Source organism: Collinsella sp. AM12-1 (assembly GCF_003472325.1).
GTDB lineage: Bacteria > Actinomycetota > Coriobacteriia > Coriobacteriales > Coriobacteriaceae > Collinsella.
On record NZ_QRLS01000006.1, the window covers coordinates 16,067 to 38,027 of the forward strand.

The following is a 21,961-nucleotide window of genomic DNA, read 5'->3' on the forward strand; positions in this document are numbered from 1 at the left end:
TGTCAACGAATTCGGTGAACGGTAGTAAATACCGTTCAAGCGGATGTATGTATCGGTCGCCGAGCGCGGCACCCAAGTTGGGTTCGTCGGTAGGTAAGGTATATATCGTCCGCAAGTTGCGCGGGGGCACGTCTAGGTGCTCCCGGGTAAGATTCTCTATTGATAGGAGAAGACATGGCCATCATCAACAAGGGTATGTCCAGGCGTTCGTTCCTCGGCCTCACCGGCAGCGTCGCTGCTGTCGCAGGGCTTGGTCTCACCGGCTGCGGTGGCAGCTCTAGCGACGAGGGTTCCGCTTCCGGTTCCACCGATTCTGCCAACCGTGGCGGCGGCGTGATCACCGCTGGTTCCGCTTACGCTCCGTCCAGCTTCGATCCCGCCAGCACCGGCTCCGCTGTGGGCCTGGGTGCTAACTGGCACGTCGTCGAGGGCCTCTACGGCATCGATTACCACGACTACAGCACCTTCAACGAGCTCGCCACCGACGATCCCAAGTCTGTGGACGACACCACCTTCGAGGTCACCATCCGCAAGGGCGCCAAGTTCTCCGATGGCACCGAGGTCACCGCTGACGATGTCGTCGCCTCCTACACCGCTTGCGCCGCTTCCGCTACCTATGCTCCGTTCTTCCAGCCCTTCGAGTCCATCGAGGCCAAGGACGCCAGCACCGTGACGGTCAAGACCAAGGTCCCCAACTTCTCCCTGCTCAAGGATCGTCTGGCCATCGTCCGCGTTACCCCGGCCACCCAGACCGAGGAGGATCGCGCCAAGCAGCCGATCGGCTCCGGCCCCTGGATGTACGACTCTATCTCCGATACCGAGATCACCCTGGTTCCCAACCCCGAGTACAACGGTGAGTATGCTGCCGAGGATAAGAAGATCCAGTACAGCATCCTGACCGACCCCACCGCTCGCGTTACCGCTCAGCAGGAGGGCTCCACGCTCGTTATGGAGCTCGTCACCGCTGACGCCGTCGACCAGCTCGAGAGCGCCGGCTGCAAGATCGACAACGTCCAGGGCTTCGGTACCCGCTTCATTATGTTCAACGTTGCCAAGGAGCCTTGGAACAACGTCAAGGTCCGTCAGGCCGTCATGTACGCGCTCGACACCGAGAAGATGGTCAGCAACACCTTCGCCGGCCTTGCCACCGCTGCCAGCTGCTACCTGCCCAAGAGCTTCACCAACTATCATGAGGCTTCCACGGTCTACAAGACCGACGCCAAGAAGGCCAAGAAGCTCATTGAGGAGTCCGGCATCACCCCGGGTGCCATCACCCTGCGCACCACCGACAACGAGCAGATTAAGGGCATGGCCGCCCAGGTCAAGAACGACCTCGACGCTCTCGGCTTCGACGTGACCATCCAGACCGATACCTCGCCGGCCACCTACGCTGCCATCGACGGCGGCGAGGCCTACGATATCCTCCTTGCCCCTGGCGATCCGTCCTGCTTCGGCGCTGATCCCGACCTGCTGCTTAACTGGTGGTACGGTGACAACGTCTGGATGCAGACCCGTTGCCCGTGGAAGGAGTCCGCTGAGTGGGAGAAGCTCCACGGTCTCATGGACGAGGCTCTTGCCGCCGAGGGCGACGAGCAGCAGAAGAAGTGGAACGAGTGCTTCGACATCATCGCCGACAACGCCGTTCTGTACCCCGTTGTCCACGTTAAGACCGTCTCCGCTTCCTGGGACGATCCGTCCACCGCGCCCAACGGCGAGGCCCTCGATGGCTTCAAGGGCATCGGCACGACGAGCATGTCCTTCAGGGGCGTCGCGACCGTCAAGGCCTAAGACTCGCTTGAGTCATATGTAGGGCGTCGGTCGTAAGGCAACGTCCTCATAGTTGAAACAAAGACCCGGGCGACCTCGATGTCGCTCGGGTCTTGTAATGAGTATCCGTACTCATATACCAGTTGGTCCTACCGACAAAAGAAAGGGGAGAGAACGTGAACAACTTGCTACGTTTGATTGGAAGGCGTCTTGTGGCGCTGCCGATCATGGCATTGGGCGTCACCGTCCTGGTGTTCTTCCTTATGTCGTTCTCCAAGACCGACCCCGCCTACACGGCGTTGGGTGACGGTGCCTCGCCCGAGGCGGTTGCCGAGTACCATGAGAAGTATGGTCTGGACGACCCCTGGCCCGTGCGCTACGTGCGCTATATGGGCGATTTGATCCATGGCGACATGGGCACCTATGGTGCTGCTCGCAACTCCGTTGCCAAGCGCATCTCCACGGCCCTGCCCGTCACGATGCAGCTGACCTTCATCGGCCTTGCCATCGGTGCGGTCGTTTCGTTTTTGCTCGGCGTCATCGCGGCACTGTATCGCGACAAATGGCCGGACCAAGTGATCCGCGTCTTTTCCATCGCCGGCCTGGCAACCCCGTCGTTCTGGCTTGCCGTTCTGTTGATCCTGCTGTTCTCTTCTTATCTCAAGGTCCTCCCGGCATCGGGTGCCCTGCCTCACTTCACCACGAATCCGGCTGGTTATCTGGGCCGCATGATTATGCCCGCCATCGCCTTGGCATTTCCGCTGACGGGCCAGATGACTCGTATCGTGCGCACCGCCATGGTCGAGGAACTCGACAAGGACTATGTCCGTATGGCTCGCGGTGCCGGCGTTCCCGAGAAGGTCGTCGTCGGCATCAACGTTCTTCGCAATGCGCTGATCACCCCGGTCACCACCCTCGGTCTTAAGATCGGTTATCTCATGGGCGGCGCCGTCGTCATCGAGGTTATCTTCAACCTCCCCGGCATGGGCACCGCGATTCTGCAGGGCGTTCAGGGCAACGAGGCGAACCTGGTTCAGGGCGTCGTTATCGTCGTTGCTCTTGCCTTCATCATCATCAACATCGTGGTTGACATGCTCTACCTGCTCATCAACCCGCGCATCAGGACGGTGTAGATTATGGTAAAGATTCGAGAGAAGCAAACCGAGCAGCTCGAGAAGGCTGCCTCCAAGGGGCTCAAGCTCGGTGGCTGGAAGAAGATGACGCTGTCTTCTAAGATTGCCGCCGTCGTGCTGGTGCTGGTCGCCCTGACTGCGATTCTGGCGCCCCTTCTTGCCCCCTATAGCCCGGTCGAGATCTTTACGGCTCGCCAGGCTCCCGGCAACGGATTTATCTTCGGTACCGACGATAAGGGTCGCGACATTCTGTCGCGTATGCTCTACGGTGGTCGTTACTCGCTGATTATCGGCTTTGGCGCCACTGCTATGGCTCTGGTCTGCGGCTCGGTCGTGGGCGCCCTTGCAGCGGTTTCGCGCAAGGCCGTCTCCGAGACGATCATGCGTATCTTGGACATCATCATGTCCATCCCGGGCATCGCCCTCGCGGCCGTCTTCGTCTCCATCCTGGGCAACTCCGTGCCGTCGATCATCTTCGCCATCGGCTTTATGTACACTCCGCAGATTGCCCGTATCGTGCGCGCCAACATCGTGTCCGAGTACGGCGAGGACTATGTCCGCGCGGTCATCGTTTCCGGCGCCAAGGCTCCGTGGATTTTGATCAAGCATGTTCTGCGTAACTGCATCGCCCCGATCATGGTCTTCACCGTTACCCTGGTCGCCGACGCCATCATCTTCGAGGCCTCGCTGACCTTCATCGGCGCTGGTATTCAGGAGCCCACCGCTACCTGGGGCAACATCCTCGCCGACGCCCGCGGCGGCGTGCTCGCCGGCCGTTGGTGGCAGGCGCTGTTCCCGGGCCTGGCCATCATGATCACCTGCCTGGCACTCAACATCCTCTCCGAGGGCATTACCGACGCCATGGCCGCTGCTCCCTCCGCCGCCCTGGATCCGACCGATTCCTCCAAGCGTCGCGAGGCCGACCTGCTGGTCTCTGACCCCGTTCGCGCCTACAAGGAGCAGGCCCAGTCCCTCTCCGCTCGCCTTGGCGCCCTGCGCGATGTCGAGCTCAAGCGTGACGATCGCCATGTGCCCGACGAGTCTGTCGAACCGATCCTTTCGGTCCGCGATTTCTGCATCCAGTTTGAGCATCACGGCGATATCAACGTCGTCGACCATGTCAACTTTGACGTCCGTCCTGGTCAGACCATGGGCCTGGTGGGCGAGTCCGGTTGCGGTAAGTCCATCACCACGCTGGCCATCATGGGCCTGACCGACGATGACGAGCACCTTTCCGGCGAGGTCCTCTGGGAGGGCCGCGACCTGCTCAAGATGAGCAAGAAGGAGTGGTTCGGCCTGCGCGGTACCGATATCGCTATGGTCTATCAGGACGCCCTGTCCTCGCTCAACCCCTCCATGCTCATCTCTGCCCAGATGAAGCAGCTCACCAAGCGCGGCGGCACCCGCAGCGCCGAGGAACTCCTGGAGCTCGTGGGCCTCGACCCCAAGCGTACGCTCGAGAGCTACCCGCATGAGCTTTCCGGTGGCCAGCGTCAGCGTGTCCTGATCGCTATGGCCCTTACCCGCGACCCCAAGCTGGTCATCTGCGACGAGCCCACGACCGCTCTGGACGTTACCGTCCAGAAGCAGGTCATCAAGCTGCTCAACGACCTTCAGGCCAAGCTCGGCTTTGCCATGATCTTCGTCTCGCATGACCTGGCGCTGGTCGCCGAGGTCGCCCATAACATCACGGTTATGTACGCCGGTCAGGTTATCGAGCAGGCGCCCACCAAGGAGCTGCTCACTAACCCGATCCACGAGTATACCCGCGGTCTTCTGGGCTCCGTTCTGTCCATCGAGAGCGGTTCGGGCCGTCTGCACCAGGTGCCCGGCGCCGTTCCGAGCCCGCGCGATTTCCCCAAGGGCGATCGCTTCGCGCCCCGCTCGAGCCATCCGCGCATTGGCCTGGACACCCGTCCGGTCTTCAAGCGCGTGCCCGGCACCGAGCACTTCTATTCCGAGCTCCCCGACGAGGTGCTCAAGGCAAATGGTTTGACCCCTCACGCGGAGGTGATGTAGATGAGCGAGACCGCAGTCAACGGCGTCGAGCCGATCATCTTCCTTGATGACGTCCACGTCACCTTTAGGACCCGTACCGGCTCGATTCTGCACCCCAACCTGGTTCACGCCGTCCAGGGTGTAACGATTAGGCTCATGCCCGGTCAGACGATCGGCATCGTCGGCGAGTCCGGTTGCGGTAAGTCCACCACCGCCAACGTCATGTGCGGCCTGCAGGCCCCCACGAGCGGCAAGGTCTACTTTAAGGGCAAGGACGTAACCAAGCGTACCGCCGAGGACCGTCGCCACATGGGTCGCGTCATCTCGGTCGTGTTCCAGAACCCGGCCACGGCGCTCAACCCCCGCATGGTCGTTCGCGAGCAGCTGCTCGATCCCATGCGCGTCCACAATCTGGGCACCGAGGCCGAACAGGAGAAGCGCGTCAAGGAACTCCTGGAGCTCACCGGTCTGCCCAGCTCCGCCGCCGAGGTTCTTCCCGGTCAGCTTTCGGGCGGCCAGCGCCAGCGCGTCGCAATTGCCCGTGCCCTGTCGCTGAACCCCGATGCCATCATCGCCGACGAGCCCACCTCGGCTCTGGACGTTTCGGTCCGCGCGCAGATTCTGAACCTGCTGACCGACCTTAAGAAGGAGCTCGGCCTGGCCATGGTGTTCATCAGCCATGACATCCAGACGGTCCGCTATATCTCTGACGACATCATCGTTATGAATGGCGGCAAGATCGTCGAGCAGGGCGAGGCCAAGCAGGTCTTCCAGCACCCCCAGGACCCCTACACCAAGATGCTGCTCGGCGCTGCGCCGTCGCTGCTGCATCCCAAGCTCGGCGAGTAGTCTCGCTTTCCCTCCCGTGCGCCCGGTTCCCTTGCCGGGCGCACCTCCGTTGCGATTTCGAAAGGTTGGGTTCACGAGCCATGCCAAGTGCTCAGGAGCTGCAACAGCAATTTGGTGAATATCGAGGCGCCATGCCCCGTCCATCAGATTTCGATCTCTTTTGGAAGGATCGCATGGCCGAGGCCGACGCCGTCGGGCTTGACTATGCGATCGAGACGGCATCGGTCACCGATGCCGTGACCTGCCAGCTTTTCGACCTCTGGTATACCGGCATGTGTGGCGCTCGCCTGCATGCCAAGTACCTTAAACCCGTCTCGGACGAGCCCGTGCCATTGGTACTTCAGTTCCATGGGTATCCGGGTGCAAGCCGCAGCTGGTTTGAGCAGGCGTCGTTTGCGGGCATGGGCATGGCACTCATCGCCCTCGACTGCCCCGGCCAAGGAGGTCCCTCCGAGGACATTGGTGGATTTGAGGGCACAACGGTCGCGGGCCATATCGTCGCCGGTATCGACGGCGACCCGGCCAACCTCTACTATGTCCGCTTGCACCAAGATATTCGCATCCTGTGCCGCATCGTTCGCGAGCTCGAGGGCATCGATCTTGCCCGTGTGTTTGTGAACGGCGCGTCGCAGGGCGGCGGTTTGGGCATTGCGACCTGTGCACTTAACAGCGAGCTTATCAATCGCGCCGCCATCCTCTATCCCTTCCTGTCGGATTTCCGCCTGGTCTGGGATTTGGATGCCGACGACATTGCCTACGAGGGCCTGCGCTATTGGTCTCGCTGGTTTGACGAGGACTCGACTCGTATCGACGTAGCCTATGCCAAGCTGGCGTACTTCGATTCCAAGAACTTTGCCCCTATGGTCAAATGCCCCGTGCTGTTTGGCACCGGCACAGCCGATACCGTCTGTCCGCCAGCGACGCAGTTTGCGGTCTATAACAACCTGACCTGTGAAAAGCGTCATGAGTTCTTTGAAGGCTTTGGCCACGAGGAGATTCAGGATTTTGACGATCTGATCATTCCGTTTTTCTGCAAGGGAGGGGAGGCTTATGTCTAAGTGCGAGAGCAATGTCAATGAGCTGATTGTCTCCGACCTTGTGGGGATTCCCGGAACGGTCTCGTCAAGGCTCGCTGATTTCCGGGATTGGCGCGGTGATGCTTCTGCGGATGTTTCCGAATTAGAGATAGCCGCTTCGGACCTTGAGGTTTGCGGGCCGAGTATTACGGTGATCGATTTCGCCAATCCGTATGCCCGCTACTCCGAGGTTTCCTTTGAGCTTGGTGGCGATGTGGTCCACGCACGCTTGATTGAGCCTGCCGGTCGCGCCCGAGCATCCGAGCTTGTGCCGCTATGTCTGATGTTTCACGACATCGACCGACCCGTGCGGGGATGGCATCACATGACGAGGTTTGCGGCCATGGGATATGCCGTGCTTGCGCTGGACGATGAGGCGATTGGATCCAGCGAGCTGCAGCAGGGGATTGCCTCTCCTGCTTTTGTCAAGCGCGTCCGTTGGGGTTGCGCGATGGCGAAGGTGGCGCGCAATCTTGATGGCGTGGACCCCGACCGCATCTTTGCATGGGGCGAGGGCCTTGGCGGCGGAGTCGCGCTGGCGGTTTCTGCTCTGGACGAGCGGGGCCTCGCCTGCACGGCGGTTGCCAATCCGCTTCCTGGCGGCCTCGAGGCGCTGTCGTCTCGGGTGCGCGGATCGGTGCTCATGGGCACATCGCTTATGGATACCGTGAGCGATCCCAAGGATCAGTTTGCCGTATTCAACGGTCTTGAGTGTGACCGGAGGCATATCATCTATGCAAAATACGCTCACGAGCGCATCAATGCGTTCGAAAACAAAGTCGTCGACTTCTTTAACCAAACGTTCTACCCGTGTTCTTTGGCCTAGACGGCCTGGACACTGCCAACAAGAGTGGGCGGCATAGGGCTGCCCGCCAGACAGCTAAGGAGATTCTTGTGGCAACTCAGAAATTCACCGGCGTTATCCCTCCCGTCGTTGTTCCCGATACCGAAGACCACCAGCTCGATGTTGCCTCCTTTGAGCGCAGCATCAACCGCATGATCGATGCCGGCGTCGATGGCTTGTTCTTCCTGGGCTCCTCGGGCGAGGTTGTCTTCTCCACCGACGAGCGTCGCCGTCAGATCATCGCCGAGGCCGTCCGTATCGTCGACCACCGCGTTCCCGTTCTGGTCGGCATCATCGACACCGAGACCGAGCGCATGATCGAGCACGGCAAGGTCGCTCAGGAGCTGGGCGCCGATGCGCTTGTCGCCACCTGCCCGTTCTATGCTCTGCAGGGCATGACCGAGGTCGAGGAGCACTTCCGCATCCTGCATGAGGAACTCGACCTGCCCATCTTCGCCTACGACATCCCCGTGTGCGTCCACACCAAGCTCCCCTGGAAGCTCCTTGCCAAGCTCGGCGCCGAGGGCGTTCTGGCCGGCGTCAAGGATTCCTCGGGTGATGACATCTCGTTCCGCTACCTCGTTCAGGAGAACGAGAAGAACGGACATCCGATGAGCATCCTCACCGGTCATGAGGTTGTTGTCGACGGCGCCTACCTCGGTGGCGCCGACGGTTCCGTCCCGGGTCTCGCCAACGTTGAGCCCGAGGGCTACGTGCGTCAGTGGAAGGCCGCCCAGGCTGGTGACTGGGCTACCGTCAAGGCCGAGCAGGATCGCCTCAATGAGATTTCGCACATCTGGGATGTCACCTCTGGCGTCCAGGGCTATGCCGGTGGCGTTGGCGCCTTCAAGACTGCTATGAACCTCATGGGCATCTTCGACAGCCCGACCATGCCGCGCCCGGTGAAGGCCATGACCGGCGAGAACGTCGAGGCGATTAAGAAGGTCCTTCAGGACAACGGTCTGCTGTAGTGCTTTCCCAGGCGCCCAACCTCGCGCCTCAACCGTGCGGCCATGACCCATTAGGTCAATGGCCACACGGTTTCTCGGCGATTTCGGGCACCTGGAAAACCTTTACCGCGCTGTGACGGCTAGCCTGACGGCGCATTTCCTGTAGTTGTTTTTTATCTCCTAAGGAGAGCGACATGGAGAACAAGTACGTCTGCTCTGTCGATATCGGCGGAACTAAGATCGCGACTGCCATCATGGAGTACCCGGCTGACGGCAGCGTGCCCCATCCCGTTTTTGAGGCCGAGGTTCCTACCGAGGCCCAGGAGGGCGGCGAGGCCGTATTCCAGCGTATCGAGGCGTCCATCAAGGCTGCTCTCGAGTCGAATCCCGATGTCGAGGTCCTTGGCGTCGGTATCGGTGCCGCCGGCGTCGTCGATCCCAAGACGGGCGCCATCGCGTATGCCAATGAGATCATGCCCGGCTGGTCCGGCGTTCAGTTGGGGCCGCGTCTGCGCGAGGACCTCGGTCTTCCCGTTGCCGTCGTAGGCGACGTGCAGGCTCATGCTCTGGGCGAGGCCCACTGGGGCGTCGGCAAGGGCAAGTTCTCCGTCTTGTGTCTTGGCATCGGCACGGGCATCGGCGGCGCATATGTCGAGAACGGCCGCGTGATGCAGGGCTTCCATGGTGCTGCCGGCCATATGGGCCACATCGAGTGCTCGGCTGCCGCCGGCATTCCCTGCGCCTGCGGGCGTTCCGGCCATCTGGAGTCGGTTGCTTCGGGCACTTCCATTGGTCGAATGTACGATGAGCGTTTTGGCCGCGTCGACCCCAGCCGTCCTTCGGTCGGTCGCGATGTGAACGACCTGTGTCGTGCTGGCGACGCAAAGGCGACCGAGGTCATCCATGACGCCGGCTTTGCGCTGGGCGCCAGCTTGGGCTCGCTTGCCAATATTCTGGATCCAGAGGTCATCGTGCTTTCGGGCGGCGTAATTCATCAGGGTCCCGATTGGCGTTCGCAGACGTGGAAGGACTCGGTGCACGAGGGCTATGCCAGCCAGGCGCTCGACCCGCTTCAGGACACGCCGATCCTCATCGGTTCTCTGGAGGGCGACGCGCCGCTTATCGGTGCCGCCGAACACCTTCTTGCGTCGTTGAAGTAAACATAACTACCAAGTGCGCCTTCTGAGGTGCCGCAGATTGACGTGAAAGAGGAGCGAAGCGTACTTCGGTACGCGAGCGACGGTTTGAACGTCAAGGTGCGGTGTCTCAGAAGGCTGTTTTGAGAAAGGTTGAGTCGCACATGACCGTTGATCCTTTGATTCAATCCCTGAAGGGAAAGCTCGTCGTGAGCGTTCAGGCGTATATGGGCGAGCCGCTTCGTACGCCCGAGACCATGGCTCAAATGTCTCGCGCTTGCGAACTCGGCGGCGCCGCCGCCATTCGCTGCCAGGGCCTTGCCGACATTGCCGCCATTAAGGGTCGCTGTGAGGTTCCTGTTATTGGCCTATGGAAGGATGGACACGAGGGCGTTTACATCACGCCGACGCTGCGTCACGCCCGCGCCTGCGTTGCTGCTGGTGCCGATATCGTGGCGATCGATGCCACCGATCGTCCGCGCCCCGATGGCAAGACGGTCGAGGATACCTTCCGTCCGCTGCACGAGGAGGGTGTGCTCCTGATGGCGGATTGTGCCACCATCGAGGACATTCGCCGTGCGGTTGATATGGGCTTCGACCTGGTATCTACCACGCTCTCTCACGGTGTCGCCGCCATCGACTGCACCATGGCCGATGGCCCCGACCTGCCGCTCCTGCGTCAGGCGACCGAGGAATTCCCCGGCCTTCCCATCATTTGCGAGGGTCGCGTGCATACGCCCGAGGAGGCTCGCGCCGCGATCGATGCTGGCGCCTGGGCCGTTGTCGTCGGCACCGCCATCACGCACCCCACGAGTATTACAAGTTGGTTCAAGGCTGCGCTTGAGGCGTAAGACAGGCCTCGTATCCGCTCGGGGCGGTATACTCAATAAAGCAATTGACCGCGCGGGATCCGGGTTGCTGGGTCCCGTGCTTGTTTTCGGGAGGCAGCACATGCAAAAGGGAGATGCCATGGATGCGGCGGAGCGCTCGGAGCGCATCCCCGATATCGTCATCATCACCGGAATGTCCGGATCGGGCCGCACGCAGGCCATGCACGTGTTCGAGGACATGGGCTATTTTTGCATCGATAACCTGCCTCCGCGTCTGATCGCCCAGCTTGCCGAGCTCGTCGGCATTAATACGGGCGTGGGCAGGCATCTCGCCGTCACCTGCGATTTGCGTAGCCAGGGCTTGTTCGATGAGCTGCTCGATGCGGTCGCCGCGCTCGAAGAGCGCGAGATGAGCTGCGACATCGTGTTCCTGGAGGCTTCTGACGAGGTACTGATTCGTCGCTACAGCGAAAATCGCCGCCGTCATCCCATTGCCAAGCCGGGGGAGACTACGGCCGATGCGATTCAGCGCGAGCGCCTGCAGCTGCAGGGTGTGCGCGATCGAGCCGATATGATTATCGACACGAGCCGCCTACGCACCTCTGCGCTGCGCAACAAATTGCGCATGGCGTTCTCCGAGTTGTCCGACCAGCAGCTCATGGACGTTCACGTGTTCTCGTTTGGCTTTAAGCACGGTATGCCCGTCGAGGCGGACATTATGATCGACGTTCGCTTCCTGCCCAATCCGTTCTACGATCCCGAGATGCGCACCATGACCGGTCTCGATAAAAAGGTCTCCGACTTTGTTCTGGACCATCCCAAGACCCAGGAGTTCTGGAAGGCCTGGACGCAGCTGCTCGATACGGTGATGCCGGGCTATATCGCGGAGGGTAAGCCGCAGCTTTCTATCGCCATCGGCTGCACGGGCGGACAGCACCGTAGCGTCGCCATCGCCGAGGCCACGGCCCGTTACCTGGAAGGCGCCCAGTATCACGTGAGCATCTCCCACCGCGACCTGTCGCGCGCCAACACGAAGGCATAGGCCTGCATGTCGTTTACCGCCGAGGTGCGTGACGAGCTTGCGCGCTGCGAACCCGAATGTGAATACTGCGATTTGTCGACGCTTGCCGCCCTGACGCGTGTGAGCGGTACGCTTTCGTTGGCCGGCTCCGGGCGGTATCGTTTGACGGTCGCGACCGAGACGGGAGCCGTCGCGCGCACGATGATCACGCTGACGCATCGCATTCTTAAGCTCAAAACGGAATTCACCGTTCGTAAATCGGTCTTGCATAAGGTCCGTAACTATCTCATTACCCTGCCCGATCAACCCGACCTGGACAAGGCTCTGGTGCTGCTGGGCATTCTAGACCGCAGGGGAGGGCTCGTCGCTGGTGTTCCCCGACACATCGTTGCCCGTCCCTGCTGCAGGCTTGCCTACATCCGCGGCGCGCTCATCGCGGGCGGCTTCGTGGCCGATCCACGCGGCGATTTTCATTTGGAGATCGCGGTGCAGGGCGAGCAATATGCTAAGGGGCTTTGCGACCTGTTGGGGCAGATTGGGGTCCATGCTCGTGTTAATGCACGGCGGGGGTCATATGCCGTGTACATTAAGAGCGCCGAGGAAATCGAGCATCTATTAAAGCTGATTGGTGCCAAGCGCAGCGTTGCCGAGATTGAGGAGGCGCGCGCGGTCAAGTTGGTTAAGAACGATGTGAACCGTCGCGTGAACGCCGAGCTCGCCAACCAGACCAGAAGCGCCGGTGCTGCCCAACATCAGCTTGCGCTTATCGATGAGCTCGAGCAGCGCGGCCTTCGCGATGCGCTTCCGGATGCCTTGGCGGTCTTTTGCGACCTGCGCGAGCGCTATCCCGATCTGTCGCTGCGTGATTTAGGTGAGATGGCTGACCCTCCCTTGTCGAAGTCGGCCCTCTACCATCGAGTTTTGAGGCTTGAAAAGCTCATTGAAGCAAACCGGTAGTTTAAAGTATCGACTTATATACGGATTTAGCTGCTATTTTATTCTTTAAAACGTTTTAACGTAAATTTGATTTTCAATTTCGACTATTCTCGTGAAATTCAAGTCAAAAAAAAGGTATATTAGGCGAGTGGTTAGTTTGTGGGCCTCAACGGCGGGCGCTGTAGCTTGCGGGGGCCTTACGAAAGGAGACACAATGGCAGTAAAGGTTGCTATTAACGGCTTCGGTCGCATCGGTCGTCTGGCTTTCCGTCAGATGTTCGGTCATGAGGGCTCCGAGATCGTCGCTATCAACGACCTCACCTCTCCCGATATGCTCGCTTACCTGCTGAAGTACGACTCCACGCAGGGCAACTACGCTCGCGATCACGAGGTCGTTGCTGGCGAGGATTCCATCACCGTTGACGGCAAGGAGATCAAGATCTACAAGGAGGCCGACGCCAACAACCTGCCTTGGGGCGACCTCGACGTCGACGTCGTTCTCGAGTGCACCGGCTTCTACACCAGCAAGGCTAAGGCTCAGGCCCACATCAACGCTGGCGCCAAGAAGGTCGTCATCTCCGCTCCGGCCGGCAGCGATCTGCCCACCATCGTGTACAACGTCAACCACGAGACGCTGACCGCTGAGGACAACATCATCTCTGCTGCTTCCTGCACCACCAACTGCCTCGCCCCGATGGCCAAGGGTCTGAACGACTTCGCTCCCATCGTGTCCGGCATCATGACCACCATTCACGCCTGGACTGGCGACCAGATGCCGCTCGACGGCCCGCAGCGCAAGGGCAACAAGCGTCGTAGCCGCGCCTGCGCCGTCAACATCGTCCCCAACACCACCGGTGCTGCCAAGGCTATCGGCCTGGTTCTCCCCGAGCTCAACGGTAAGCTCATCGGTGCCGCCCAGCGCGTCCCGACGCCGACCGGCTCCATCACCAACCTCTACGCTGTCGTTGACAAGAAGGTCACCGTCGACGAGGTCAACGCCGCTATGAAGGCCTACGCTGCCACCATCTCCGAGACCTTCGGTTACAACGAGGACGACATCGTCTCCACCGACATCATCGGCGAGACCCACGGCTCCATCTTCGACGCCACTCAGACCATGTGCTCTGATCTCGGCAACGGCCAGACCCTCGTTCAGGTCACCTCTTGGTACGACAACGAGAACTCTTACACCTCTCAGATGGTCCGCACCATCAAGTACTTCGAGAAGTTCGTTGCTTAATTTAGCTTTTAGCGAATAGCTCGTTGAGCGTCTAAAGAAGGGCGCGGCCTTATAGGGCTTACACCCTAGGGTCGCGCCCTTTTTATAGGAAATCGTCTGCCGTAATGGGAGGCAGACACGTACGAAAGGTAGAAGCAAACATGGCCTTTACCAAGAAGACCGTCCGCGACATCGATGTCGACGGCAAGCGCGTTCTCGTCCGCGTTGACTTCAACGTGCCTATCAAGGATGGCGTCGTTGGCGACACCACCCGCATCAAGGCTGCCCTGCCCACCATCAACTACCTCGTTGAGCACAACGCTCGCGTCATTCTCATGAGCCACCTCGGCCGTCCCGAGGGCACCGGCTTCCAGCCTGAGCTCTCCCTTGAGCCTGTCGCCAAGAAGCTCGCTGAGCTCTCTGGTCTCGATGTTGCCTTTGTCGCCGACACCTACGGCGAGAAGGCTGCTGAGGCTGTCGCCGCCGTCGAGCCGGGCAAGGTCCTCGTTCTCGAGAACGTCCGTTTCGACAAGCGTGAGAAGAAGAACGATCCCGAGATCGCCAAGAAGCTCGCTTCCTATGGTGACGTCTTCGTTCTCGATGCCTTCGGCACCGCTCACCGCGCCCAGGGTTCCGTCGTGGGCCCCGCCGCTTACCTGCCTGCCGTCGCCGGCTTCCTGCTCGAGAAGGAGGTCGACACGCTGACCGGCATCTTCGCCGAGCCCGAGCGCCCCTTCGTCGCTATCGTCGGCGGTTCCAAGGTTTCCTCCAAGATCGGCGTTCTCGATCACCTCATCGACTCCGCTGACACCCTGATCATCGGTGGCGGCATGGCCTACACCTTCTTCCTGGCTCAGGGCCTGACCGTCGGTCAGTCCCTCAAGGAAGAGGACTGGGTCGAGCGCGCCGGCGAGATGCTCAAGAAGGCCGAGGAGAAGGGCGTCAAGATCCTGCTCCCCATCGACAACCGCGTTGCCGATCACTTTGGCGAGGACGCTGTCCCCGAGGTTGTCGCTTCCGACGCTATCCCCGACGATCGTGAGGGCATGGACATCGGCCCCAAGACCGAGGAGCTCTACGCCGAGGCCGTCAAGGGCGCCAAGACCGTGTTCTGGAACGGCCCCATGGGCGTCTTCGAGTTCGACAACTTCGCTCACGGCACCCAGGCTATCGCCGAGGCCGTCGCCGAGGCCGACTGCACCTCGATCATCGGCGGTGGTGACTCTGTCGCGGCTGTCAACAAGTTCAACCTGGCCGACAAGATGAGCTGGATCTCCACCGGTGGTGGCGCTTCCATGGAGCTCGTCGAGGGTAAGGCCCTGCCCGGAGTGGAGGCGCTTCTCGATGCCTAATCGCACCCTTCTTATCGCTGGTAACTGGAAGATGAACAACGACGTCGCCGAGGCCGCCAAGCTCGCCGACGAGCTGGCTCAGGCTCTGCCCGAGGTTCCGGCTGGCGTCGAGGTGCTCGTCTGCCCTCCGACCATTGACATCACCACGGTTCATGACCGCATTCAGGCTGCCCCCATCGCCCTCGGTGCACAGAACGTGTACTGGGAGGCCAAGGGTGCCTTCACCGGTGAGTCCTCTTGCGACATGCTCAAGTCCGCTGGCTGCACCTACTGCATCATCGGTCACTCCGAGCGTCGCGACTACTTCCACGAGACCGACGAGGACCAGAACAAGAAGGCCAAGGCCCTCGTTGCCGCCGGTCTTGTTCCCGTCTTCTGCTGCGGCGAGTCCCTCGAGGTCCGCGAGGCTGGCACCTATGTCGAGCACGTCGTGAACCAGGTCAAAGCTGGCCTTGCTGGTCTTGAGATCACCTGCCCCAAGCAGGTCGTCGTCGCCTACGAGCCCATCTGGGCCATCGGCACCGGCAAGACCGCTACCGCCGAGGACGCTCAGGAGGTCTGCGGCGCTATCCGTGAGACCCTCAAGGAGATGTTTGGCGAGGAGCTCGCCGACGGTATCCGCGTCCTGTACGGTGGTTCCGCTAAGCCCGGCAACATTGCCGAGCTCGTCGCCAAGCCCGACGTTGACGGCGCCCTCGTGGGCGGCGCTTCGCTCAAGGCTGCCGACTTCGCCTCTATGGTCGTCAAGGCAGGCGAGTAGGACATATGGCACAGCGTCATCTTCCTGCACTCCTGATCATCATGGATGGCTGCGGCCTTGCTCCGGCTGATGGCGAGAACGCCGTCGCCGCTGCCAAGACGCCCTTCCTTGATAGCCTGTACGAGAAGTATCCTCACACCACGCTCGGTGCTTCGGGCGAGGACGTGGGCCTTCCCGACGGCCAGATGGGCAACTCCGAGGTGGGTCACCTCAACATCGGTGCCGGCCGCATCGTGTTCCAGGAGCTTTCGCGCATCAACAACGCCATCAAGGACGGCTCCATCGCCAAGAACGAGGTCTTCGTCAAGGCTATGGACGACGTCAAGGCTGACGGCAAGACTCTCCACCTTATGGGCCTTATGAGCCCTGGCGGTGTTCATTCTCACATGAACCACGTCGAGGCTCTGGTCAAGATGGCTGCCCAGCATGGCGTCAAGACCGTTCGCGTCCACGCCTTCATGGATGGCCGCGACGTCGACCCGCAGTCCGGTGCCGGCTACATGAGCGAGTTCTGCGCTTTTCTGGCTAAGATCTCCGAGGAGACCGGTTGCGACGCTCGCGTTGCCACCGTTTCGGGCCGCTATTGGGCCATGGACCGCGACAACCGCTGGGAGCGCATCCAGCGTGCCTACGACGTCATGGTCAACGCGTCCGATGCCGATACCGACCCCGTTGCCGGTATCAAGGCCTACTACGAGAAGGATCCGCGCGGCGACGAGTTCGTCGAGCCCTTTGCTGCCCACAACGAGGGCATTCACGAGGGCGACGCGGCCATCTTCTTCAACTTCCGTCCCGACCGCGCTCGTCAGATGACTCGCGTGTTCACGGACAAGGAGTTCGACGGCTTTGAGCGCGAGCAGATTAAGCTTTCGCACTTTGTGACGATGACCGAGTACGATCCGACGTTTGACGTCGAGGTCGCCTTCCCCAAGACGTTCCTCGAGAACGTTCTGGCCGACGTTATCGCCGCCAATGGCCTGAAGCAGCTGCACACCGCCGAGACCGAGAAGTACGCCCATGTGACGTTCTTCCTCAACGGCGGCATCGAGGAGCCCAAGGAGGGCGAGGAGCGCGTGCTCGTCGCTTCCCCCAAGGTTGCTACCTACGATCTGCAGCCCGAGATGAGCGCTCCCGAGGTTACCGAGAAGCTCGTCGCCGCTATTAACGAGGATCGCGCTGATTTCTACATCGTGAACTTCGCGAACTGCGACATGGTTGGCCACACCGGTGTCTTCGACGCCGCCGTTAAGGCCGTCGAGGCTGTTGACGATGCTCTGTCCAAGGTTGTCCCGGCGATTCTCGCCAAGGGCGGCTTTGCGCTGATTACCGCCGACCATGGCAACGCCGATCACATGTTTGACGTTGCTTCCGACGGTTCCAAGCATCCGTTTACGGCTCACACCACCAACCGCGTGCCGTTCATCATCGTTGATGATAAGGCCAAGCTCACCGGTATCGAGGACGGCCGTCTTTCCGATATCGCTCCGACCATGCTCACCATGGCTGGTATTGAGCCTTCCGCCGAGATGACGGGTCGCGTGCTCGCCACCGAGGCCTAATAGAAAACAAATACCGTTTTCTAGTAAGGGGGTTGTCCACAACCGGACGACCCCCTTTTTGGTATTTCTGCCATTTCTACCCCGTCCCTAAATGGCAGGTGGGGGAGTGTTGAAGGTTGTGGTACAGTACTGGAGTTTGAATTGTTCTATTAAGGAGCTTATCTATGGGTCCGTTCCAGATTCTTCTGTTTGTCGTTTGGGCTGTTTCTGCCGTGGCGCTGACGATTCTCGTTCTGATGCATTCCGGTAAGGGCACCGGCGTTTCGGATATGATCGCTAGCTCGCTGTATAACTCCAGCTCTGCCACGGGCGTCATGGAGCAGAACCTCGATCGCCTGACGGTAATTATGGCCGTCGTTTTTGCTGTGTGTGTCGTTCTGTGCATGTTCTTCTTCCCGCAGGGCATCGTCGGCTACTAAGCATCGGCGTATATACGTTTGTAAAGGGTCCCGCATGTGCGGGGCCCTTTTTGTTTACAGACTTGTAATAGAGTCAAAATATCCCCACATACTTCGCCTAACTAAAGAAATTCTCGACCGTTAACCGGAATTAGCGCCATATTGTGCATAAAATGCGCTACTGTATTGCGAAACGTTGGTCCGCACTGCATAACCAGCCATAACGGCGGACCGCGTTTGAATGGTTCGATCGGGCTGTCTTGACGTTGCCCGGCCGAATTCACTTTGTCCTATCTCATAAGGAGGATGGCATGGCTGATTCTATGTTCCACCAGCCCGTTATGGGTCGTCGCGCCTTTGTTGGCGGCACCCTCGCTGCGAGCTCCATGGCTTTTCTTGCCGCATGCGGCAAGAAGGGCGGCGACGCTTCCGGTTCTGAGTCCGGTTCGACGCTGAACTTCTACATCAACAACCCGGTCTGCATCGACCCCTACAACGTCCAGGAGGATCAGGGCACTCAGGTCGAGTACCAGCTCTTCGACGCTCTGACGGAGTACGATAACGAGAAGGGCGAGATCGTTCCGCTGGCTTGCGAGTCCTTTGAGGCTAACGACGACGCCACCGAGTTCACCTTCAAGATCAAGAAGGCCAAGTTCCACAACGGTGACGACGTTACCTCCAAGTCCTTCAAGCTCGGCTGGGAGCGCCTGGTCAACACTAAGTCGGCCATCGCTACCGAGTATGGTCCTTCCGAGGTCTCCTACCACCTTTCCATGGTCGAGGGCTATGACGATCTGCTTGCCGGTAATGCTACCGAGCTGTCCGGCGTTACCTGCCCGGATGACGAGACCCTCGTCGTCAAGCTGACTTCCGCCTACGCCGACTTCCCCTTCGTCGCCTCTCACCCGGCTCTGTCCCCGGTTCCCGAGTGCGCCGAGACCGATGTCAAGAGCTTCTATCTTGCCCCGGTCGGCAACGGCCCGTTCATGATGGACGGTAAGTGGGAGGATGGTCAGGAGATCAACCTCAAGAAGTTCGACGATTATTATGGCGACAAGGCCAAGATCGACGCCATCCACTTCCAGGTCATCAAGGACGTGGAGACCGCTTACAAGGAGTTCCAGGCCGGTAACCTTGATGTCTGCGACGTTCCCGTTGCTCAGATCGACGCCGCCAAGAAGGACCGCGGCGAGTCCAAGGATGGCTACACCATGAGTGATGGTGCGCGCATGCTGCTCGGTTCCGAGCCTTCCACGTACTATCTGACGTGCAACACCACGGCCGAGCCGTTCAACAACGCTGACCTGCGTAGGGGCATCTCCCTGGCTATCAACCGTGAGGCCATCTGCAAGACCATCTTCAAGGGCACCCGTACCCCCGCTGACGGCATCGTTCCTCCGGGAATCGCCGGCTACAAGGAGGGCGCATGGGAGTTCTGCGCCTACGACGTCGACAAGGCTAACGAGTACCTCGACAAGGTCGCTCCCGCTGGCGCTAACGGCGATCGTGGCATCAATGTGACCCTGTCCTACAACCAGGACGGCGGCCACAAGGAGATCATGGAGTCCATCATCGGCGACCTCGCCAAGGTGGGCGTCACCGCCGTCTCCGATACCCCTGAGTGGTCTGCCCTGCTCGAGCAGTATCAGAACTTCAACTATCAGTTCGGCCGTCTGGGCTGGATCGCCGATTACCCGATCATGGACAACTTCCTGTATCCGCTGTTCCACTCCGACTCCCTGGGTGGCGACAACCGCTCCGGTTACAGCAACCCCGACTTTGACGCCAAGGTTGACGAGGCCCGTGCCACGGTTGACGACGACGAGCGTATCGCCAAGATGCAGGAGGCCGACGCCATGGTCGCCGCCGACTGCCCGGTCATCCCGGTGATGTTCTACACGCACACCATCGCTGGCTCCGACCGCGTCAAGTACCTCTACGTTGATCCGCAGAAGCACGCCGATCTGGGTACCGCTGAGCTCGCCTAAGAGTTTTGCAGCTTCCGTGAGGGTCAAGTATTTACGTAGACCTCATGGGAAACATACAGTTCCCCCTAACCTGGGGTAAACTGGCTGATGGTAATTTTGGGATGCCGGTCTGGCGATCGGCATCCCATTTAGGTTAATCCCTAGATAGGGGAGTGGTATGGGTAAGTACATCGTTAAACGTGTGCTTCAGTTCATCCCGGTGTTTTTGGGCGTCACGCTGATTCTGTTCGCCCTCCAGAATATCGTGCCGGGAGATCCGATCAAGTTGATCGGTGGAGACAAGGCTCTGTCCCCCGAGGTAGAGCTTCAGCTTCGCGTACGCTATCACCTGGTCCAGACGGACGAGGACGGTAACGCGATCCTTGACGAGAACGGCGATCCCGTTCAGACGTCGCTTGTAGACCGTTATCTGTATTACATGAACGGTCTGCTTCATGGCGATCTGGGTAATTCGTACCAGCGCAAGCTGCCGGTTACGGAAATCTTTGCCCAGAAGTATCCGTATACGGTCAAACTCGCCGCGTGCGCCATCGTGCTCGAGGCGATCATGGGTATCGGTGCGGGTATCATTTCGGCGGTAAAGCGTTATTCCTTCTGGGATATTTTGGTAACGCTCACCACGTCGATCCTCGTTGCCGTTCCCGCCTTCTGGCTCGGCATGCTGCTGCAGCTGTTCTTCGGCGTCATCCTTAAGGATCTCACCGGCGGCGCATTCTCCATGCCGATTTCGGGTGCCGGCGGTTCCAGCTCTCAGTATCAGGATTGGATGCACTATGTGCTTCCGACCATTACGCTGGCTTCGGTTTCGACCGCTTATGCTGCCCGCATTATGCGTTCACAGCTGCTTGACGTCATGAACCAAGATTACATCCGTACGGCAAAGGCCAAGGGTCTCTCCAATCGCGCGATCATCATCAAGCATGCGCTTAAGAATGCACTCATCCCCGTCGTTACCTATATTGGTGTCGACTTTGGCGGCATGCTTTCGGGTGCCATCCTGACCGAAACGGTCTTTAACTGGCCCGGTATCGGCTATGAGGTCTATCGCGCCATTAGCATGCGTGACTGGCCCATCGTTATGGGCGGCGTTACGCTCATCGTCGTCGTCGTCATGGTGATCAACCTGCTCGTCGACATTAGCTATGCATTCCTCGACCCGCGCATCCGCCTTGGCGGTCCGTCGGATAAGGCCTAAGGGAGGTACGTCTCATGCAGGAAACTGATTCTCAGTCTCAGGAGCAGGCTACCGCCACCAAGGCCGCATCTGCTCCCGCCAAGTCCCGCACGCTGTGGGGCGACGCTTTTAAGCGTCTTCGCAAGAACAAGCTCGCCGTTATCGGTGTCTGCTGGATCATCGTCGTCGTTTTGGTTGCCCTGACCGCAGATCTGTGGGCTAAGCCCTGGCTCGGTTCGCCGACGGCTTCCGACTCGACCACCATGGCCGAGACGTCGCTGCTGGCTCCGTGTGCCGAGCACCCGTTTGGCACCGACGCCCTTGGCCGCGACATTCTCGTTCGTGTTATCTACGGTGCACGTGTTTCGCTTTCCGTCGGTATTATGGCCACCGCCATCTCCACGGTGATCGGTCTGGTCATGGGCGCCCTTGCCGGTTTCTATGGCGGCATCTGGGATACGATTATCATGCGCTGCGCGGACATCTTCCTGGCGTTCCCGTACGTGCTGTTCGTCGTCGCCATGATCGCCGTTATCGGCCGTGGCCTTCAGAACGTCTTTATCGCCATCGGTATTCTCGGCTGGCCTTCGATTGCGCGCGTCTTTAGATCCGCGATCCTCACGGTCAAAGAGAACGACTATGTTGACGCCGCCCGCGCCATGGGTGCATCCGATGCCCGTATCGTTATGCGCCATATCTTCCCGAACTCCGTTGCTTCCATCGTGGTCTACGCGACCATGAACATCGGCGGCGCTATTCTGACCGAGTCCGCTCTGTCCTTCCTCGGCATGGGCGTTATTCCGCCTACGCCTTCGTGGGGCTCCATGATTCAGGACGGTCAGCAGTATCTTCTGACTGCTCCCTGGATGATGATCATGCCCGGTCTGGCAATTCTCTCGACGGTGCTCGCCTTCACCCTGCTGGGTGACGGTTTGCGCGACGCCCTCGACGTCAAGATGAAGGACGCATAA

19 protein-coding genes are annotated in these 21,961 nt (G+C 60.0%); all 19 read left to right on the top strand.

Annotated features, from left to right (window positions below; translation table 11 throughout):
• Positions 1 to 174: 174 nt before the first annotated feature.
• The 19 genes from DW136_RS04180 (at position 175) to DW136_RS04270 (ending at position 21,961) form a co-directional block, all read left to right on the top strand.
• Positions 175 to 1,788 (top strand): ABC transporter substrate-binding protein, encoded by a 1,614-nt coding sequence (locus DW136_RS04180; RefSeq protein WP_117584273.1) that lies wholly within the window; start codon positions 175 to 177, stop codon positions 1,786 to 1,788.
• 155 nt (positions 1,789 to 1,943) lie between these two features.
• The gene (locus tag DW136_RS04185) at positions 1,944 to 2,900 is read left to right on the top strand and encodes an ABC transporter permease (protein ID WP_055251823.1); all 957 of its coding nucleotides are present in this window, start codon (positions 1,944 to 1,946) and stop codon (positions 2,898 to 2,900) included.
• A 3-nt stretch (positions 2,901 to 2,903) separates the two neighbouring features.
• The gene (locus DW136_RS04190; protein WP_035138893.1) at positions 2,904 to 4,919 is read left to right on the top strand and encodes a dipeptide/oligopeptide/nickel ABC transporter permease/ATP-binding protein; all 2,016 of its coding nucleotides are present in this window, start codon (positions 2,904 to 2,906) and stop codon (positions 4,917 to 4,919) included.
• Positions 4,920 to 5,747 carry an ABC transporter ATP-binding protein gene (locus tag DW136_RS04195; RefSeq protein WP_089573612.1) on the top strand — a complete coding sequence of 276 codons (828 nt, stop codon included), beginning with the start codon at positions 4,920 to 4,922 and terminating at the stop codon, positions 5,745 to 5,747. It begins immediately after the preceding gene.
• Positions 5,748 to 5,827: 80 nt separating this feature from the next.
• Positions 5,828 to 6,805, top strand: coding sequence for an acetylxylan esterase (locus DW136_RS04200; RefSeq protein WP_117584274.1), 978 nt, complete (start codon positions 5,828 to 5,830; stop codon positions 6,803 to 6,805).
• Entirely contained in the window at positions 6,798 to 7,649 is an 852-nt protein-coding gene (locus DW136_RS04205; RefSeq protein WP_117584275.1) for an acetylxylan esterase, read from the top strand. The genes DW136_RS04200 and DW136_RS04205 overlap by 8 nt, the downstream gene beginning before the upstream one ends.
• A 68-nt stretch (positions 7,650 to 7,717) precedes the next feature.
• Positions 7,718 to 8,638 (top strand): dihydrodipicolinate synthase family protein, encoded by a 921-nt coding sequence (locus DW136_RS04210; RefSeq protein ID WP_035138887.1) that lies wholly within the window; start codon positions 7,718 to 7,720, stop codon positions 8,636 to 8,638.
• Between the two features lie 173 nt (positions 8,639 to 8,811).
• A complete protein-coding gene (locus DW136_RS04215) occupies positions 8,812 to 9,777 on the top strand; it encodes an ROK family protein (RefSeq protein WP_117584276.1) in 966 nt (321 codons plus the stop codon).
• A 140-nt stretch (positions 9,778 to 9,917) separates the two neighbouring features.
• Entirely contained in the window at positions 9,918 to 10,604 is a 687-nt protein-coding gene (locus DW136_RS04220; protein ID WP_022094877.1) for an N-acetylmannosamine-6-phosphate 2-epimerase, read from the top strand.
• 100 nt (positions 10,605 to 10,704) lie between these two features.
• Positions 10,705 to 11,625, top strand: coding sequence for an RNase adapter RapZ (gene rapZ / locus DW136_RS04225; protein ID WP_022094878.1), 921 nt, complete (start codon positions 10,705 to 10,707; stop codon positions 11,623 to 11,625).
• A gap of 6 nt (positions 11,626 to 11,631) precedes the next feature.
• A complete protein-coding gene (gene whiA / locus DW136_RS04230; protein WP_099431435.1) occupies positions 11,632 to 12,561 on the top strand; it encodes a DNA-binding protein WhiA in 930 nt (309 codons plus the stop codon).
• Positions 12,562 to 12,754: 193 nt separating this feature from the next.
• Positions 12,755 to 13,780: a type I glyceraldehyde-3-phosphate dehydrogenase gene (gene gap / locus DW136_RS04235; protein ID WP_022094880.1), complete on the top strand. Its 1,026-nt coding sequence runs from the start codon at positions 12,755 to 12,757 to the stop codon at positions 13,778 to 13,780.
• 140 nt (positions 13,781 to 13,920) lie between these two features.
• Positions 13,921 to 15,111, top strand: a complete 1,191-nt coding sequence (gene pgk / locus DW136_RS04240; RefSeq protein ID WP_099431437.1) for a phosphoglycerate kinase — start codon at positions 13,921 to 13,923, stop codon at positions 15,109 to 15,111.
• Positions 15,104 to 15,871 (top strand): triose-phosphate isomerase, encoded by a 768-nt coding sequence (gene tpiA / locus DW136_RS04245; protein WP_089572945.1) that lies wholly within the window; start codon positions 15,104 to 15,106, stop codon positions 15,869 to 15,871. Before pgk ends, tpiA begins: the two co-directional genes overlap by 8 nt.
• Before the next feature lie 5 nt (positions 15,872 to 15,876).
• Entirely contained in the window at positions 15,877 to 17,430 is a 1,554-nt protein-coding gene (gpmI, locus tag DW136_RS04250) for a 2,3-bisphosphoglycerate-independent phosphoglycerate mutase (protein WP_118289140.1), read from the top strand.
• Positions 17,431 to 17,594: 164 nt separating this feature from the next.
• Positions 17,595 to 17,849 carry a preprotein translocase subunit SecG gene (gene secG / locus DW136_RS04255; RefSeq protein ID WP_006236144.1) on the top strand — a complete coding sequence of 85 codons (255 nt, stop codon included), beginning with the start codon at positions 17,595 to 17,597 and terminating at the stop codon, positions 17,847 to 17,849.
• A 290-nt stretch (positions 17,850 to 18,139) separates the two neighbouring features.
• Positions 18,140 to 19,816, top strand: coding sequence for an ABC transporter substrate-binding protein (locus tag DW136_RS04260; RefSeq protein WP_117584278.1), 1,677 nt, complete (start codon positions 18,140 to 18,142; stop codon positions 19,814 to 19,816).
• 157 nt (positions 19,817 to 19,973) lie between these two features.
• Positions 19,974 to 21,011, top strand: coding sequence for an ABC transporter permease (locus DW136_RS04265; protein ID WP_089572952.1), 1,038 nt, complete (start codon positions 19,974 to 19,976; stop codon positions 21,009 to 21,011).
• Positions 21,012 to 21,025: 14 nt separating this feature from the next.
• The gene (locus tag DW136_RS04270; RefSeq protein ID WP_117584279.1) at positions 21,026 to 21,961 is read left to right on the top strand and encodes an ABC transporter permease; all 936 of its coding nucleotides are present in this window, start codon (positions 21,026 to 21,028) and stop codon (positions 21,959 to 21,961) included.

Excerpts from the sequence above, each read along its gene's own strand:
- gap (WP_022094880.1), top strand. The coding sequence starts at position 12,755 with ATGGCAGTAAAGGTTGCTATTAACGGCTTCGGTCGCATCGGTCGTCTG.
- DW136_RS04265 (WP_089572952.1), top strand. The coding sequence starts at position 19,974 with ATGGGTAAGTACATCGTTAAACGTGTGCTTCAGTTCATCCCGGTGTTT.
- DW136_RS04195 (WP_089573612.1), top strand. The coding sequence starts at position 4,920 with ATGAGCGAGACCGCAGTCAACGGCGTCGAGCCGATCATCTTCCTTGAT.
- pgk (WP_099431437.1), top strand. The coding sequence starts at position 13,921 with ATGGCCTTTACCAAGAAGACCGTCCGCGACATCGATGTCGACGGCAAG.
- tpiA (WP_089572945.1), top strand. The coding sequence starts at position 15,104 with ATGCCTAATCGCACCCTTCTTATCGCTGGTAACTGGAAGATGAACAAC.
- DW136_RS04190 (WP_035138893.1), top strand. The coding sequence starts at position 2,904 with ATGGTAAAGATTCGAGAGAAGCAAACCGAGCAGCTCGAGAAGGCTGCC.
- DW136_RS04260 (WP_117584278.1), top strand. The coding sequence starts at position 18,140 with ATGGCTGATTCTATGTTCCACCAGCCCGTTATGGGTCGTCGCGCCTTT.
- rapZ (WP_022094878.1), top strand. The coding sequence starts at position 10,705 with ATGCAAAAGGGAGATGCCATGGATGCGGCGGAGCGCTCGGAGCGCATC.
- whiA (WP_099431435.1), top strand. The coding sequence starts at position 11,632 with ATGTCGTTTACCGCCGAGGTGCGTGACGAGCTTGCGCGCTGCGAACCC.
- gpmI (WP_118289140.1), top strand. The coding sequence starts at position 15,877 with ATGGCACAGCGTCATCTTCCTGCACTCCTGATCATCATGGATGGCTGC.
- DW136_RS04215 (WP_117584276.1), top strand. The coding sequence starts at position 8,812 with ATGGAGAACAAGTACGTCTGCTCTGTCGATATCGGCGGAACTAAGATC.
- DW136_RS04180 (WP_117584273.1), top strand. The coding sequence starts at position 175 with ATGGCCATCATCAACAAGGGTATGTCCAGGCGTTCGTTCCTCGGCCTC.
- DW136_RS04270 (WP_117584279.1), top strand. The coding sequence starts at position 21,026 with ATGCAGGAAACTGATTCTCAGTCTCAGGAGCAGGCTACCGCCACCAAG.
- DW136_RS04220 (WP_022094877.1), top strand. The coding sequence starts at position 9,918 with ATGACCGTTGATCCTTTGATTCAATCCCTGAAGGGAAAGCTCGTCGTG.
- DW136_RS04205 (WP_117584275.1), top strand. The coding sequence starts at position 6,798 with ATGTCTAAGTGCGAGAGCAATGTCAATGAGCTGATTGTCTCCGACCTT.
- DW136_RS04200 (WP_117584274.1), top strand. The coding sequence starts at position 5,828 with ATGCCAAGTGCTCAGGAGCTGCAACAGCAATTTGGTGAATATCGAGGC.
- secG (WP_006236144.1), top strand. The coding sequence starts at position 17,595 with ATGGGTCCGTTCCAGATTCTTCTGTTTGTCGTTTGGGCTGTTTCTGCC.